Raw genomic sequence first — 15691 nt, forward strand, 5'->3', positions numbered from 1 at the left:
CGTCTGGAGATGCCAATAGTCGATACGTGTCAAACTCAAGTAAAGCGAGATAGGTGCAAACCACAGCGAAGCAATCAGCATGCCATAACCTCTATATAAAAATAGGCAAATCAGAAACAAGCAAGCGTAGAAGCAGCAACCCTTTTTCAACCATAAAAGTGACTGGGCACAATGTCAATCATATAGCGAGACTTTGGTCAGCCACGTAAACATCCCCAGTGTTGCTACGTCCAGCAGTTTATCAACAGGGACAACCTAATCAGGGAATCCCAGGATTACCTCCCCTGGTTTATCATGATTTCCCTCGACAGACATCTTCAAGGTGCTGCAAAACTGAGCTGATGTAAAAATGCCTCAACGTGCACATTCAGGCGTGTTCCTCTCACGGCGTGGCTTCTTACACCGGGCGATTCTTCACGATCTGACGGTACATGATATAGACTGCGATCCGCCAGGGCAGAATCATGCCGTAGGCTAGGACGAAGAAAAGGCCGGCCGTCTGCATCGGGGTAAACAAATCGCCTACTTCCACTTTCACGATCAAACGGATGACGAAAAGAGCGAGCAGGACGCCGATAAATGCTTTTGACCGTTTTAAATAGACATGTTCCCCTACAACCTCAAAACGGGAAGAGAGAATCAGCGGGATCGAGAACAGCATACCAGCTAGAAACGCGACCAAGTCGTACGAGATGGGTGTAAGTACTTCCGGAAAGTGAAACATGCTGAACCCCGTCGTCATCATCAACGGAGGCAGCAGGATTTTTTTGGATGATACAGGTCGCTCTGCCGCCCTCAGGCGAATCAGAATAATGACGGCAGCCAGGATCAGAGCAGCAATTGTTCCCACAACGGCAGGTGTAAAAAGCTGACTCATCGCACTACTCCTTCTCTCAATATCGATAGTTGATCAATCGTTGCTTCCATCTTAGTTTACCTCACAATAGCTGCAGTGTTCAATGCAAAACGGCTATGTCTATGCGGATAGCCAATGACCACACTGCTTACCCTTAACCTGCCGCAGAGCGCCGATCACTCAAGGAGCTCCCTTGCTGTGCTCGTCTGCGGATGAACAGTAGGGTCAGCAAGGCGCTAAAAGCAGTCAGCGAGGCTAACAACAGCATGTACCAGGAGAGGCCAAACAAGTCCAGACCAGCACCAGTGATCAACAACGCCAATTGGAACAACACCCGATCCAGCATCCCCTTAAACGAAAAGAAACGTCCGTGAGCTTCATCGGGCAGTCTCCTTTGGAAAATGGTCGTCACCATGGGGAAGAAGAAGGCAACGGTAAAGCCGAACAGAGCAAATGATAAGAGCACCGCCATACGGTGTTCGGCAAACGACATCCCAAGCTGTGAAAAAGCAAAGACAAAGATCAGCAGGGTGGAGGTGGTCAACAGATTGCGTGTACCGGTCCACCGCTTCGCCAACAGACCGCCCAACAGGATGCTCGTGCCTTCTACCGTATAGATCCAGCCCATCAATCCGGGATCCTGCTGTATCTCGCTATACGAGAGAACAAGCAGGTTAAAGCCGCCGAGAAATAGGGTGATGATCCCCATATTGATGATCCCGACCAGCACGCCCGGCTCCCCGCGAATCATCGAGAATACTTCAACGAAGCGAGGTTTTTCCGGCAGCATGGCGCCAGCGCGCTCCGTCTGTGGAATACGGTTGTACCAGGAGAGCGCGACAAGCAGACCGAACGACAGTATTGCCAACAGATACAGCGTCCAGAGGTCCATCGTTGCGACCATGATCCCGCCAAGTGCGGTTCCGCCAATCCGCGACAAAGTGGAGATATTGAGATAGACGGCATTGGCTTGCAGTAGTTCCTCAGAGGAGACAACGGAAGGGACCGCTGCTTGAATTGTCGGTAAGTAAAAGGCGTTGGCCGACTGCAGGATGACGAGGGAGAGGATCATCCAGGCGATAGAGTCGGATGCGAGCGCGGGAAACATGCAGAGCGGTGCAGCACAACGGACCAGGCTGGAGATGATGAGGATCGTCCGTCTATCATGTCGGTCGATCATTACACCGGCGGTTGGTGACAGCACCACGCTGGCCGTTAATCCAACCATCAACACCAGGCTCTTGAGAAAATCAGAAGAAATCAGATGCTGCATGAACTGCAGATTGGCTATGATCGCCACCCACATGCCCGTTCCGGCAATGATTTCCCCGATCATTAGGAATAGAAACGAACGATTCCGTAACAGGATGGGACTCAGCCTCCCTCATCGATCAATACTTTTTTATCGAGAACAGCTACTATTATAGCAGGTTTTCAATAAAGCCAACATAATATTTTCGCGTCGCATCGACTAGCTGTGAGGGGGTAAAGATCCCTTGAACGAATGACTTCAAGCAGGATCGCTCTTAGTCGGACAGAGGCGAGTGGTCGCATCGGCCGATCGTGATGGGGGAATAATAAAGCCGGTTTGATAAAGGAGGGGGAAAGAAATGCGGCTTGCAGGTGAGCAGATCAGGCTGCTCCTCATCTGTTACGGGTTTTCAGCCAGTCTGGCTGTTTACTACGGTTTGATCTGGAGGCAAAGCCTGCTGGTCACCTTCCTGTGGTTTCATCTGGTCGTCTGCTTCGGTATCCCTCTCGCTCACGCCCTGTGGGAGGGCGGGCTTCGAAAAGGCTGGCGAGCTTTATGGCGGGGCGACGATTTGAAGCGACCGGAGGCTGTGTTTGTTGGCCTCGCTAGTGGTGTGCCGCTATTTGCGGCTGCTCTGGCTGGAATCTGGCTGATGATGTACAGCGGTGCAGACCTATCCGCTGTCCGTTTCTTGCTGGACAGTTGGGGGCTTGCCCCAGAGTGGGTAGTTCTGTTTGGGCTTTATCTTGGCGTGGTCAATTCGTTTTTGGAGGAACTGCTGTGGCGGGGATTTGTGCTCGATCGGTTGGTCGCTTGGGGACGCCGCCAAGCGATTCTCATCAACAGCTTTTTTTATTCGCTGTATCATCTGCTGGTAGCCACTGCCTTGTTTGGTCAGCAGTGAGGATGGCTGATTACCGGGCTGGTTTTTCTGGCCGGTGTGTTGTGGAGTTTGTTAAAACTGCGCTACGATACGCTTTATGCTTCTTGGCTAAGTCACTTACTGGCAGACTTTGGGTTGGCAGTCGCACTGATCAGTTGGGTTTACTAAGCAGTGATGGAAAGAGGACGATCAGTTTTTGCAGAAGACAGGCAGAGAGGATGGAATTCTTACCTGTTCTTCTTTCTGCGCAAGCTCTCCAGCCGCTCCTGGATGACATCACTGCGATCACGCAGGGTATGCTTATGCAGCAAAAACAGATTGTCCAGCTGACTAGGTTGGCCAAAGCGAACTCCCTGCATGTCACAGCACTGCTCGCATTGCTTCTGCAGCCCAGGATCGCTGATTGGCAGATTGAGGCTGGTATAGGCGGCTCCTTCTTTGATTTGTGCAAGCCGTTGCTGAAGCATGTCTACGAGTGCGGTGTGGTCTAAGCCCAATGCATGTACCTGTTCTGTCCGGTTAACAACGATCCGGATCGCACTCTCCATCATCTTGGCGGCACCGGCCATGTTGCCGCGCCGCTGATGGTACAAGGAGACAGCGATTTGAATCAGCCCTACCCACACCGCTTCTCGCGGTTGTGGTTTGCTTTTCCAGTACTCCTCCAGGATTTCATGACATTCAAAATAATCACGGTCTCCGTGAAAGTGGCAGAGGTACTGTACATATGCTTCGGGATACAGATTATCTGACATGTTTTAAATCTCCTGTTCGTTTTTACGGACATGGGAATGGACGTCCCTGTTCGCTTTTCTATATTATAAAGGGTGGACAGCAGAAAATGGAACCAGGCAGTAATGAGAGGTGACGACACGATGGAAAAAAATCAACTTCTCGAGCTGTTGCGACAGAAACAGCTAACGGATGTGATTGAATTGATCGAAGATGCCGAAGCAGGCGATCTGGAGGAATTGGAACTGGTGGAACATCTAGGGCTGCTCGCAGACGAAGCGTTGAATCGGGAAGTGCTGCGGCTGCTGCAAGATCTGGGAGTGACGATCATCTATGTAACCGACGATGAAGGAGATGCCGAGGCTGAGTAGGGATGGGCCACTGGAAAATAGGGAGCGCCAAGCGGTGGACGCTTGGCGCTTCTTCCTGATGGTCACTTTTGTGTCCAGACGCGGTTTTGATTGCGTGTGGCAGGAAACCGCTCCCCTTTTTTCAATTCCACCATCATCGGATCTTCCACTCCTGCACCCGTCTCGCCGATTTCCATGTAGACCGCGTTTTTCGGCGACTTTTCCCCGGGTTTAAAGCGACTGGGTTCGCCCAACACGATTCACCTCGCTTTCAACCAGACCTGAGACACTGCATAGTATGCCCCATCAGCCGAGAATCGATCACGGGACGCCAACCTTCAGCGGGTCAGGGGTCTATTTTCCCAACGGATAGACAAGTGTACCGTTCCAAAGACCCTCCTACATCATACCCTGTAACTGTACCTGAATAGAGGGGGTGAGTGAGAATGGGATGCAAATGCAAACGCAGACACTACAGCCATAAGTCGCACTGCAAGACCTGCTGCAAGAAAAAGTATTACAAAAAATATTGCTACTACAAACCTTACTACAAGAAACATTGCTATCATCACCATGGAAGCCATCATGGAAGCCATCATGGAAGCCGCCACTACTATGACTCCTCTTCTTCGATGTACGACTCTAGCCATTCCGGCTATATGTACGACAGCAGATATTGATATGGAAAAAAGCGCCCCTGCCAGGCGCTTTTTCCGCTTCATCACAACTTTTTGCAACCTGTCGATTCCGTTGTCAGTCTCTCAACTGACTCGTCAGAGACGGACACTTTTAGCAGCAATTTTCTGAATAAATGGAGGATATGAGCAGTTTGCAAAGAATCTAGAACAAAAAGCAGCCTCAACACAGGGGGGATAGGAGTGCTGTCGGGAACAACGGTCGTCGATTTTACCCGTCACCTTCCAGGACTGTACTGTACGATGCGGCTGGCTGATATGGGTGCAGAAGTGATCAAGATCGAGGCGTATCCGCCAGGAGAAGCCGGGCGTACAGGAGGGCCGAGAGTAGATAACACTGGTTTGTGTTATCCCAGTACCAATCGGAACAAGCGCAGTGTGGCACTTAATTTGCGCACGGCTGCGGGCAGAGAGTTGGCATTTGCGCTGGCTGCCCAGGCAGACGTGGTAGTTGAGAGCTTTCGCCCCGGAGTGATGAGCCACCTCGGGCTGGATTACGAGGCACTTGTCGAAGCCAAACCTGACCTGATTTACTGTTCGTTGACAGGCTATGGCCAGTCCGGCACGATGTATCAGTTGGGAGGGCATGATCTTAATTATCAAGCGGTCAGCGGCTTCTCTGCTGCAAACCGTGACAGCGAAGGACGCCCCGTTATCCCGGAAGTTCCACTGGCTGATTTTGCAGGAGGATTGTACGCTGCTGAGCAGATTTGTGCCGCATTGGTCCAGAAGGAGAGGACTGGAAGGGGAGTCTTTCTGGATGTCGCTTCCGTCGATGTGATGGCTTCCTGGACGGCACTGCACATGCTGCTGCTTGGCCACACCCGACAGGAGGCGACGATCGGCCAGTATTTATTCGGCCTCATCAACTACAATGTATATGAGACCTCGGACGGTCGTTTTGTAGCATTAGCTGCCCTGGAGGAAAAATTCTGGCACAATTTCTGCCACGCGGTGGGACGGGAGGATTGGGAGCCGTATATCGGACGGAGTGTGCTCGACCAGTCGGACGTGTACGAGGAGATGAAAGCACTGTTCCTCACCCGGACACAAACTGAGTGGAATGATCTGGGGATGGAAGTAGACTGTTGTTTGACAGCCGTAGAGGAGATCGATACCTGGCTTGCTAGCCCGTACGTTACAAGCCGCCTATCCCCCTTTGTTGTTCGACATGCACTGGAGACACACGGGGCGCCCGCCAAGCTGCAGGAAGCGACGGAGCCAGTCCCGCCCACTGGAGGCGATACCTATGATGTGCTCCGTTCACGGTTGTCCGTAAATGACGGGCAGTTGCAGCGCTATGCCATGTTGGGAATCATTCCGAAAGGAGTCATGAATGATGAATCAACCGATGATCGATACCGTACTGACTAACCTCACTGACGATGTTTATACGATTACCCTTAACAGGCCGCATGTGATGAATGCGATGGACATGTCGATGTTTACAGGATTGTCCGAGGCGATCAGCCAGGCGGCACATGACCAGACAATCCGTGTGGTGGTGCTACGTGGCGCGGGCGGCCATTTTTGCTCAGGCGCTGATCTCAACGCACTGAAAAAGATGTCTGATCCGCGAGAAGTTGATTCGCTGCTGGTGATGATTAATGGATTCCTCAGCCAGCTTGCTGCGATAGACAAGCCTACCGTTGCTGTGTTGGAAGGTGCAGCGGTAGGAGCCGGGCTGAACTTGGCCTTACATGCTGACTTCGTCATCGCCAGGGAAGATGCACTGCTGCAGGAGCCTTTCGTACAGATTGGGTTGACTACCGATTTTGGAGGAACCTATCTGCTGCCACGACTCGTCGGGATGCCCCAAGCCAAGCGACTGGCACTGCTCGGTGAGCGGTTGACAGGGGCGGAAGCGGAGCGAATCGGGCTGATTTACAAGGCCGTCCCTGAGGCCGGCCTGCAGCAGGCTTTCGAACAGCTTATTGGCGTGCTGCGACGCTTGCCGCGAAAGGCGTATGCCGTCACCAAAGATGGCTTTGCCAAAGGGCTGACTGCCAGTCTGGCCGATATGCTGGTGTGGGAAAAAGAGCAGCAGCCGCGACTTATCGCCTCTCCAGAGTTTCAGGAGTTGATAGCAGCGAAGACGAAGCGAGGATAGCTCGGAGATGCGGTTCCTGTCAATGGCGGAAGCAGGATACAGTGGAAACAATTCACGTTGCGTTCGCGATCGCTCTGTGCTAGGATAAAAACGTACATAGAACGATCCTGCGATGTACGTTCGGCCGTATATGTTTTTAACCTTGAGTGTTTCGAGGGAGACAGAACTCTGCGAGGTATGTCAGGCCCACCTCCCGTATGGGACGCATGGGAAGACAGAAGCGTGGACGGGTCACCCACCTGTTGAGAGCAGGTTAAAGAAACATGAGGTTGGACGGCAGAGCGGGGCTTACTTACATAAACAAAACCCCGTCCGTGAGGCAGCACAGCTGCTTCCGGGCGGGGTCTTTTACTGTCGACCTCTTGTTCCATGACCCTGCTGGTTTTGTTCGTCGCCGTTGTTGACAATCGTTAAATTGCGTTCCAGGTCGTGCATTTCTCTGGCATCTTGAATAATCTGGTACATCTGGAGAAAGGTTGCCTTTTGCCCTTCTGGGACTCCTTTGATCCGCACAGTCATTTCCTGAAAGTTTTGCTGTTCTTCTTCACCGCCGCCCCGATCGTCCTGTTCGCCGAACCCGAAAAATCCTTGCGAGCCATCCCCGTCCTGCCGCCGTCTGTTGTGGTCCTCGAAGAGAATGTTGAACTCGTTGAGATCTGTTTGCACAATACCGATTACATTCATGTCATAACCTCCGTCAGTGTTTGATCAACGGAACAGCTCAGCCTGGGTGCTTGGAATGATGGGCCCCTCGGCGCTGCAGATAATCATGGTAGAAGAATTCGACAACTGAGATCACAAACGAAGTAAGGAACAGACCGACCAACTGGTAAGGCTGGCGAAACACCGTGCTCACTGCCCATAAGAAGCTGAAACTGAGCAGCAGATCAGCCGTGCTGGCAAACGTATTGTTGGTTTTTGGCAAGATGAACAGATCCCCTATGGCGTATGAAAGCAGCCCAAACAGCAGGCTGACGAGTACGGCAAAGACCAGGGAGGTGCCGGACCAGAGCAGACCAGGGATAGCGACCATTCCGGTTAGCAAGAGCTTGAGAAGGATGTTCACGGCAGCGATGCCTCCTTTGCTCTTAGTATGAACCGCGTGGTCTCAGCTATTCGCCTGACTGCTGGCAGCGGGTTTGTTTTTTTGCAGTTGTCGTACCAGTGCTTCGTCGGGGGTCACGTACAGCGTACGCTGGTTTTCGTAAATACAAAAGCCTGGTTTGGCCCCGCTCGGTTTCTTTACGTGTTTGACAAGCGTGTAGTCGACGGGCACTTGACTTCCCTGACGTGCTTTGCTGTAGTAAGCGGCAAGTACAGCCGCTTCTCGCAGTGTCTGGTCGGGGATGCTGCGGGAACGAACCACCACATGCGAACCCGGAATATCCTTGGTATGCAGCCACGTATCGGAGGAGGCGGCCAGTTTGTTCGTCAGATAGTCGTTTTGTTTGTTGTTGCGACCAACGAGAATGGGAATCCCGTCACTGGAGTGGTAGACGGTTAACTCCAGTTGGTCTGGTTTTTTCCGTTTCGTACCTTGTCGACTGCGGTTTCGTACATATCCTTGTTCACCCAGTTCCTCCCGTATCTCTTCTGCTTCGCGCAACGAGGCGTATTCCAGCTGTACGAGTATCCCTTCCAGGTAACTGATCTCCTCCCGTGCTGCAGCGATCTGCTCATTCACGACCTTCACACTGTTTTTCGCCTTATTATATCGTTTGTAGTAGGATTGCATGTTTTCCGAAGGCGTTTTTAACGGATCAAGCGGGATCGTGATGGTTGGCTGGTCTTCATCGTACCAGTTGGTGACCGTACATTCACGATCTCCACGTTGGATCAGATGCAGATTGGCGGCTAACAGTTCTCCATGCAGGCGGAACCGGTCAGCGTCTTGTGCCTCAGACAGTGTCTGTTCCAGTTTTTCGATCTTTTTCTCATTTTTGTTTTTTTCACCCGTGACGATCCGGATCAGATCGGACACCTTTTGTTTGACGACGTCACGCATCGCTTTTTCCTGATAGTAGCTCTGCGGACAGGCGCTGATCGATTCAAAACGATGCTGTTCACCGTCGAGGTGGTTTAGGGTCGTAATGGAAAAGACAGTTTTGGTGGCGGAGTGCACGATCGTTGGCTCATACTGGTTTGCTTTGATGCGGGACATCAGTTCGTTGAACGCATGCCATAGGTTCTCCCGCGTCGGCACACCCGCCCGGTGCAGCACCTCTTTGGCCAGAAGCGGGCTGATCCCGCTGTAGACGTCGACGATCTGCCTGTCCAGTTTACCGGCGTTCCAATTGATTGCCCTGTAAAACTGATCTTGAGTGGACTGAAGCGGGTTGCTCTTCCCTTGATCGGGCGGCGCTACGTAATGGCGCCCCGGTAGAACTTGCCGGTACTGGCTGATCGAGTGAGATACGTGCTGGGCACTGTCCAGGATCTGGTTGCTCTCAGGGTCGGTCAGGATCACGTTGCTGTGACGACCCATGATTTCCACGATGATTCGCTTCACAATCATATCGCCCAACTCGTTGCGTGCCTTCACGTCCATGTGAATGATTCGCTCTGTATCTACCTGACGAATCGCTTCTATGGTTCCGCCTTCACAGTGCTTTCTCAGCAACATGCAGAACATGGGTGGTTCTGTAGGATTCACAAAATCCTCGCTTGTCAGGTGCAGCCGGGGATAAGTGGGGTTCGCAGAGAGCAGCAGTTTGTGGTTGCCGCCTTGCGCGCGTATAGCTAGCACGATATCGTGCGGGTGCGGCTGGTATATTCGTGAGATGCGGCCGCCTACAAGCTGCTGCAATTCAGCAGCGACCGCGCGTGTGACCATTCCGTCGTACGCCATTGTATTCACCTCTGACGCTTCTTGTTTCTCACACAGTCTACCATATCCCCGGGCACAACCCAAGCGGAATCAGGAATCGCGCCGTGCTCGAGTTGACACTTGTCGGGATTGTTTCCTATAATGAATTAACGATTTTTTCGGTGATACAACGTGGCAGCTGTCACTCCATCGTGGATGTGGTATGAATGATACGAAGTATGACAGGTTACGGGCGCAGAGAAGCAGAGCATGCACATCTGCGCCTTGTAGTGGAAATGCGGGCAGTCAATCATCGCTTTTGTGAGGTTGTGGTTCGCCTACCGAAAAGTTGGACAGCGTTGGAAGATCAGGTGAGAAAAGCGGTCTTGCGTAAGGTGCGCCGCGGCCGAGTCGAGGTGTTCGTCTCGGTTGAAGCGTCAGCCGGGCAGGGCGGCGGATTCTCAATCAATCGGGAAGTGGCTGCGGCGTATATCCTGGCAGCCAAAGATTTGAGCGAGCAATATGTGCTCAACGACGAACTTGCGGTGAAGGATCTGCTGCAACTGCCAGGTGTCGTACAGACGGGTGAAGAGGCGTCCCATACACTGGAGGAAGCAGCAGAATGGCTGCTGCCGCTGGTGGAAGGGGCGGCGGACGACCTCCTCGTGATGAGGAAAACAGAAGGCAGCGCCTTGGTTGGTGATCTGCGTCAGCGGCTGCAAAACATCAAAAGCTGGAGTCAGCAGATCGGTGAGCAGGCGGCTGGGGCAGTGGCCGATTACCGCAAGCGGTTGAAAGAACGGTTGGCTGAATGGTCGGCTGACATTCAGATTGACGAACAGCGGATTGCTCAGGAAGTGCTGCTGTTTGCTGACCGGGCAGACATTTCTGAAGAAGCAACTCGTCTCGCCAGCCATTGTCAACAATTTGCGGAACTGCTTGACAAAGATGAGGTCGTTGGACGCAAACTAGATTTTTTATTGCAGGAGATGAACCGTGAGGCCAACACGATTGCGGCAAAAGCCAATTATCTGCCGATCCAGCGCCTCGCCGTAGAGATGAAGACCGAACTGGAAAAGATGAGAGAACAAGTACAAAACGTTGAATGACGAGGAAAGGAGGAGCTGGTACAGTGGGAATCAAACTGATTAACATTGGATTTGGCAACATTGTCAACGCGAATCGCATCATCTCCATTGTCAGTCCCGAATCAGCGCCGATCAAACGGATCATCCAGGAAGCGCGTGACCGCAGCATGCTGGTAGACGCGACTTATGGACGCAGGACCCGTGCCGTCATCATTACCGATAGTGATCATGTCATTTTGTCTGCCGTACAACCTGAAACGGTGGCACAACGATTACATACCAAAGACGACGTATCTGATGAATAAGCTAGGAGTTGAATTCGAAGGATGGACAATGACAACGGTCTGCTGCTGGTCCTCTCCGGCCCTTCCGGAGTAGGCAAAGGAACCGTCTGTACAGCGCTGCGCCAGCGTATTACAGACGTTGTGTACTCAGTCTCAGCGACCACGCGGCCTCCGCGGGCTGGCGAGGTGGAAGGGGTTAACTATTTTTTCAAGACAAAGCAAGAGTTCAAGCGCATGATTGAACAGGACGAGCTGTTGGAATGGGCGGAATACGTAGGCAACTATTACGGGACACCCCGCCGCTTCGTAGAGGAGACACTGGCTAGCGGGAGAGATGTGATCCTTGAGATCGAGGTACAGGGTGCCATGCAGGTAAAACAAAAATTTCCGCAAGGTATCTTTCTGTTCCTCGCCCCGCCAGACTTGCAGGAACTGCAGAACCGGATTGTCGGACGCGGCACCGAGACCGAAGAATCGGTACGCAAACGGATGGATGCCGCCAGGGCAGAAATCGAGTTGATGAACCAATATGATTACGTGGTGGTAAACGACGAGATCGAGCAGGCGTGTCAGCGAATCGAAGCGATTATCACAGCAGAGCATCTGCGAAAAGAAAGGCAAATCCACAAGTTTCGCCAATGGATGAAGGAGGATTGAACATTGATGTTGTACCCATCGATTGACAAGCTGACCGAGAAAATGGACAGCAAATACGTACTGGTATCTGTCGCAGCCAAGCGTGCCCGTCAACTGCGTGAAAACAGCAACGTACAGATTGAGAAGCCAAAGTCCAAAAAATACGTGGGGCAGGCTTTGGAAGAGATCATCACGGATCAACTGGTCTATATAGAAAGCGATTCCCGTCAGTAAAACAACCTCACGGCAGGTTGTTTTTTTCTTCATTCCTACTGGAGAGGAGCAGACGCATCTTGCAACCGTTAACTGGAAAAACCATTATCTTGGGGGTAACAGGTGGGATTGCTGCCTATAAGGCGGCGGCCTTAACCAGCAAACTGACGCAAATGGGTGCAGCTGTTCACGTGATCTTGACCGATCACGCCCAGAAGTTCATACAGCCGCTAACCTTTCAGGCACTTTCTCACTTGCCTGTCCACAGCGATACGTTTACCGAGCCAGATCCTGAATTGATCGCCCACATCGACCTGGCTGACCGGGCCGATCTGGTGGTCATCGCGCCGGCTACGGCCAACTTGATCGGTAAAATGGCAAACGGCATTGCAGACGATATGCTGACGACTACCTTGTTGGCAACGAAAGCTCCCATCCTGATCGCTCCTGCGATGAATGTCAATATGTACAACCATCCTGCCGTTCAAGCCAACATGCAGCGGTTGGCAGCATACGGCTGCCGCTTCATCGAACCAGGTGAGGGACTGCTCGCCTGTGGCTGGATTGGCAAAGGGCGGCTGGCCGAACCGGAAGAGATAGCAGAAGCCGTTGTACGCTTCGTCGATGAACAATCCCATCAGCATACAGAAAGTCGCGATCTCGCCGGTGTACGGGTGTTGGTCACCGCCGGTCCGACACGGGAGAAGATTGATCCCGTTCGCTATATCTCCAACCATTCTTCTGGCAAGATGGGCTATGCCATCGCCGAAGCGGCACGGGATCGAGGTGCAGAAGTGACTTTGGTCAGCGGACCTGTTGCTTTGCCCCGTCCGTCCGGTATCACATATATCGCTGTCGAATCGGTGCAGCAGATGTACGACGCCGTCATGGCTCATTTGCCGGAGAGTGATATCGTCGTAAAAGCTGCTGCTGTCTCCGACTACAGGCCTGCTGTCACCCACACCCACAAAGTGAAAAAAGGGGAAGACGGCTTGACCCTGCAGTTGGAAAAGGCACCCGACATCTTACAGGCGGTCGGCGAGCGGAAACACCCAGGACAGTTCGTGGTCGGATTTGCTGCGGAAACACAGGATTTGGCGCGGCATGCGACCGACAAGCTGCGGCGGAAAAACGCCGATCTGATTGTCGGCAATAATGTGCTTGCTGAAGGAGCCGGTATGGGGACAGATACCAATCTTGTCACGTTTTTTTCGGCCGATGGAGGGATTTTTGAACAGCCGCTGATGAGCAAGCGCCAGGTGGCGGAGAAGCTGTTCGATCTGGTGTTGGAAAAAAGGGCTGCCCGAAAACGCAGGGTTGATGGATGATGCTGGCACAAGTGATTGTCGATGTCCCGACCGCGCGTACCAATCGCCCATTTGACTATCTTGTCCCGGAGGCGTTGAGTGATCGGGTGGCGGTTGGCAGCCGTGTGATTGTTCCCTTTGGACCGCGCAAGCTGCAGGGCTACATCGTTGGTCTACAGCAGAGCGAACAGGCGGATCTGCCGCAACTTGGCGGTATGGAGCAAAGACTGAAACCGATCGAGCAGGTAATGGACGAGCTGCCGCCGCTCACTTCAGAGTTGATCCAGCTGGCGGAATGGATGAGCAAACAGTATCTCTGTCCCTGGGTAACCGCACTGCAAGCGATGATCCCTGCTGTTTTGAAGGGAAAAGCGGAGAAGCAGCTGGCCGCTACCGAGCTCCTCGATGCGGCAGCTGCCTCCACTTCCTCGCTGCTGAGTGAACTGAGGCAGGGACGTGTGCTGCCTCTCTCGGAAGTGGAGAAGCGGTTTCCCGAGGAGGCTGTGCTGCTACAGGGGTGGTTGAAGGCTGGATGGGTTACCCTTACCCAGCGCGTGCGTGATCGCGTCACCCGCAAGCAGGTGACAATGGTTTCGCTGGCAGTGACAAAAGAAGAGGTCGCAGAATTGATTGCCTCTCTGCCTACCCGTGCGGAACGGATGAAGCAGGTGCTCAGCTACCTGTCCGACCTCGAGCAGCCAATCTCAATGACCGAGCTCCTCGATCTGCTGCAGACAAGCCGTTCTACCGTAAACAGTTTGCAGAAAAAAGGCTGGGTGCGGATCGAGCGCAGGGAAGTGTACCGGGATCCATATGAGCATAAACAAGTTGAGTCACAGCCCCGGCACGAACTGACAGATGAACAAGCAGAGAGTCTGGCACAGATCGGACGTATGCTTGCAGCGAGGCAATACGCTTCGTTTTTACTGCATGGCGTGACGGGAAGCGGCAAGACGGAAGTGTACATGGAAGCGATTGAGCAGACGATCGCATCGGGGCGGGAGGCTATCTTTTTGGTGCCTGAGATTTCACTTACCCCGCAGATGGTGGACCGGTTTAAAGCACGGTTTGGCCAAAAAGTGGCTGTTTTGCACAGCGCGCTCTCTCAAGGGGAGCGCTACGACGAGTGGCGCAAGATTCAGCGTCAGGAAGTACAAGTAGTGGTCGGGGCGCGTTCGGCGATCTTCGCTCCGTTTCGGCGGTTGGGCCTGATCGTGATTGACGAAGAACACGAAACCTCTTACAAACAAGAAGAGACTCCTCGTTATCATGCACGTGACGTAGCGATCTGGCGGGCCAAGCAGAATCAGGCGGTTCTCGTATTGGGCAGTGCTACACCTTCATTGGAAACATACGCGCTGGCCACACGCGGACGTTATCATCTGCTTAGTATGAGAGAGAGGGGCGGCGGTCGATCGATGCCGTCTGTCCATCTGGTAGACATGCGGGAAGAATTGCGTTCCGACAACCGCTCGATGTTCAGTCGGACGCTGCACGAGATGATCGAGGATCGCCTGGCCAAGCAGGAACAGATTGTGCTCTTTTTGAACCGACGAGGTTTTTCTACCTTTGTCATGTGTCGTTCTTGCGGCTATACGATGCGTTGTCCCCACTGTGACATCTCGCTTACCTATCACCGTACAAATCATTCTGCACGCTGTCATTATTGCGGCTATGCGGTACCTCAGCCCAATCACTGTCCGGACTGCCAAAGTCCACATATCCGCTTCTTCGGCACTGGCACGCAGAAGGTGGAGCAAGAGTTGGCCCGTCTGTTCCCGGGCGTGCGGGTGATACGAATGGACGTGGATACGACATCGCGCAAAGGAGCCCATGAAACGCTGCTTGGCCGGTTTCGCAGTCATCAGGGAGACGTGCTGCTCGGTACGCAGATGATTGCCAAAGGACTTGATTTTCCGCGTGTTACGCTGGTCGGCGTGATCGCTGCTGATACATCACTCCACCTGCCTGATTTTCGGGCAGCGGAAAAGACCTTTCAACTGCTCACCCAGGTAGGGGGGCGGGCAGGGCGCCATTCCTTAGCTGGAGATGTGGTGATCCAGACGTACACGCCGGAGCACTACAGTATCCGCCATGCCACTCATTACGACTATGAAGGGTTTTATCAGATCGAGATGGGGCACCGCAAAAAGACGGGCTACCCGCCTTTTTATCGGTTAGTGCTGCTTACCTTTTCTCACCAGGATGTGCCGGTCGTGATCCGCGCCGCAGAAAACTACGCTGGCTATCTCCGCCCCCGTCTCTCTCCTACCACGCAGCTCCTGGGTCCGGTGGCATCGCCGATTGCCCGTCTGAAGGATAGATTTCGCTTCCAACTCATGCTAAAATATCGGGATGAACCAAAAGTGGTGGAACTGCTTGCCCAAGCAAATCAGCACTTTTCTGAGTGGATCAAACAGCATCAGGTGGCAGTGACGATTGACGTCGACCCCCAGATGTTACTATAGGAGGCAAAAAG

At 53.0% G+C, this 15691-nt stretch carries 18 protein-coding genes and 1 other RNA gene; 11 read left to right on the forward strand and 8 right to left on the reverse strand.

Going from position 1 to position 15691, the window contains the following annotated elements; genetic code table 11:
* Nucleotides 1–397: 397 nt before the first annotated feature.
* On the reverse strand, nt 398–877 hold the full coding sequence (locus tag LOK74_RS05560; protein WP_230045594.1) for a CcdC family protein: 480 nt from the start codon (nt 875–877) through the stop codon (nt 398–400).
* Nucleotides 878–1010: 133 nt separating this feature from the next.
* Nucleotides 1011–2192 (reverse strand): MFS transporter, encoded by a 1182-nt coding sequence (locus LOK74_RS05565; RefSeq protein ID WP_230045595.1) that lies wholly within the window; start codon nt 2190–2192, stop codon nt 1011–1013.
* A 274-nt stretch (nt 2193–2466) separates the two neighbouring features.
* Here LOK74_RS05565 and LOK74_RS05570 point away from each other — a divergent pair, with 274 nt between their 5' ends.
* The gene (locus LOK74_RS05570) at nt 2467–3012 is read left to right on the forward strand and encodes a CPBP family intramembrane glutamic endopeptidase (protein WP_230045596.1); all 546 of its coding nucleotides are present in this window, start codon (nt 2467–2469) and stop codon (nt 3010–3012) included.
* Nucleotides 3013–3218: 206 nt separating this feature from the next.
* Here the strand turns inward: LOK74_RS05570 and LOK74_RS05575 are convergent, their stop codons facing one another.
* Complete coding sequence (locus LOK74_RS05575; protein WP_230046916.1) at nt 3219–3734, reverse strand: DUF309 domain-containing protein; 516 nt, start codon at nt 3732–3734, stop codon at nt 3219–3221.
* Nucleotides 3735–3866: 132 nt separating this feature from the next.
* Between LOK74_RS05575 and LOK74_RS05580 the strand changes: the two genes are divergently transcribed.
* Nucleotides 3867–4094 (forward strand): hypothetical protein, encoded by a 228-nt coding sequence (locus LOK74_RS05580; protein WP_230045597.1) that lies wholly within the window; start codon nt 3867–3869, stop codon nt 4092–4094.
* A gap of 62 nt (nt 4095–4156) precedes the next feature.
* On the opposite strand, the gene LOK74_RS05585 is transcribed toward LOK74_RS05580, so the two are convergent.
* Nucleotides 4157–4327: a YjzC family protein gene (locus LOK74_RS05585; protein WP_230045598.1), complete on the reverse strand. Its 171-nt coding sequence runs from the start codon at nt 4325–4327 to the stop codon at nt 4157–4159.
* Nucleotides 4328–4477: 150 nt separating this feature from the next.
* The gene (locus LOK74_RS05590) at nt 4478–4798 is read right to left on the reverse strand and encodes a hypothetical protein (protein WP_230045599.1); all 321 of its coding nucleotides are present in this window, start codon (nt 4796–4798) and stop codon (nt 4478–4480) included.
* Nucleotides 4799–4951: 153 nt separating this feature from the next.
* Between LOK74_RS05590 and LOK74_RS05595 the strand changes: the two genes are divergently transcribed.
* The 3 genes from LOK74_RS05595 (at nt 4952) to ssrS (ending at nt 7170) form a co-directional block, all read left to right on the forward strand.
* Nucleotides 4952–6142: a CaiB/BaiF CoA transferase family protein gene (locus LOK74_RS05595; protein ID WP_230045600.1), complete on the forward strand. Its 1191-nt coding sequence runs from the start codon at nt 4952–4954 to the stop codon at nt 6140–6142.
* Complete coding sequence (locus LOK74_RS05600) at nt 6108–6878, forward strand: enoyl-CoA hydratase/isomerase family protein (RefSeq protein WP_230045601.1); 771 nt, start codon at nt 6108–6110, stop codon at nt 6876–6878. The genes LOK74_RS05595 and LOK74_RS05600 overlap by 35 nt, the downstream gene beginning before the upstream one ends.
* Nucleotides 6879–6979: 101 nt before the next feature.
* Nucleotides 6980–7170: non-coding RNA, 6S RNA (gene ssrS, locus LOK74_RS05605), on the forward strand.
* Nucleotides 7171–7226: 56 nt separating this feature from the next.
* Here the strand turns inward: ssrS and LOK74_RS05610 are convergent.
* From LOK74_RS05610 to LOK74_RS05620, 3 genes are read right to left on the reverse strand one after another with little or no spacing between them, the layout of a single operon-like run.
* Complete coding sequence (locus LOK74_RS05610) at nt 7227–7562, reverse strand: hypothetical protein (RefSeq protein WP_230045602.1); 336 nt, start codon at nt 7560–7562, stop codon at nt 7227–7229.
* Nucleotides 7563–7599: 37 nt separating this feature from the next.
* Entirely contained in the window at nt 7600–7944 is a 345-nt protein-coding gene (locus tag LOK74_RS05615; RefSeq protein WP_230045603.1) for a DUF2512 family protein, read from the reverse strand.
* Between the two features lie 42 nt (nt 7945–7986).
* On the reverse strand, nt 7987–9726 hold the full coding sequence (locus LOK74_RS05620; RefSeq protein ID WP_230046917.1) for an Rqc2 family fibronectin-binding protein: 1740 nt from the start codon (nt 9724–9726) through the stop codon (nt 7987–7989).
* Nucleotides 9727–9911: 185 nt separating this feature from the next.
* On the opposite strand from LOK74_RS05620, the gene LOK74_RS05625 reads away from it, so the two are divergent.
* Genes LOK74_RS05625 through priA form a run of 6 tightly spaced genes read left to right on the forward strand, consistent with a single transcriptional unit; the run spans nt 9912 to nt 15680 of the window.
* A complete protein-coding gene (locus LOK74_RS05625) occupies nt 9912–10793 on the forward strand; it encodes a YicC/YloC family endoribonuclease (RefSeq protein ID WP_230045604.1) in 882 nt (293 codons plus the stop codon).
* A 23-nt stretch (nt 10794–10816) separates the two neighbouring features.
* Nucleotides 10817–11077, forward strand: a complete 261-nt coding sequence (remA, locus tag LOK74_RS05630) for an extracellular matrix/biofilm regulator RemA (protein WP_126426113.1) — start codon at nt 10817–10819, stop codon at nt 11075–11077.
* A 21-nt stretch (nt 11078–11098) separates the two neighbouring features.
* Nucleotides 11099–11713, forward strand: coding sequence for a guanylate kinase (gene gmk / locus LOK74_RS05635; RefSeq protein ID WP_230045605.1), 615 nt, complete (start codon nt 11099–11101; stop codon nt 11711–11713).
* 6 nt (nt 11714–11719) lie between these two features.
* The gene (gene rpoZ, locus LOK74_RS05640) at nt 11720–11926 is read left to right on the forward strand and encodes a DNA-directed RNA polymerase subunit omega (protein WP_230046918.1); all 207 of its coding nucleotides are present in this window, start codon (nt 11720–11722) and stop codon (nt 11924–11926) included.
* A 59-nt stretch (nt 11927–11985) separates the two neighbouring features.
* Complete coding sequence (coaBC, locus tag LOK74_RS05645; protein ID WP_230045606.1) at nt 11986–13233, forward strand: bifunctional phosphopantothenoylcysteine decarboxylase/phosphopantothenate--cysteine ligase CoaBC; 1248 nt, start codon at nt 11986–11988, stop codon at nt 13231–13233.
* Nucleotides 13233–15680, forward strand: coding sequence for a primosomal protein N' (gene priA / locus LOK74_RS05650; RefSeq protein WP_230046919.1), 2448 nt, complete (start codon nt 13233–13235; stop codon nt 15678–15680). The genes coaBC and priA overlap by 1 nt, the downstream gene beginning before the upstream one ends.
* Nucleotides 15681–15691 lie beyond the last annotated feature (11 nt).

This window comes from Brevibacillus humidisoli (assembly GCF_020923435.1).
GTDB classification, from domain to species: Bacteria; Bacillota; Bacilli; order Brevibacillales; family Brevibacillaceae; genus Brevibacillus_E; species Brevibacillus_E humidisoli.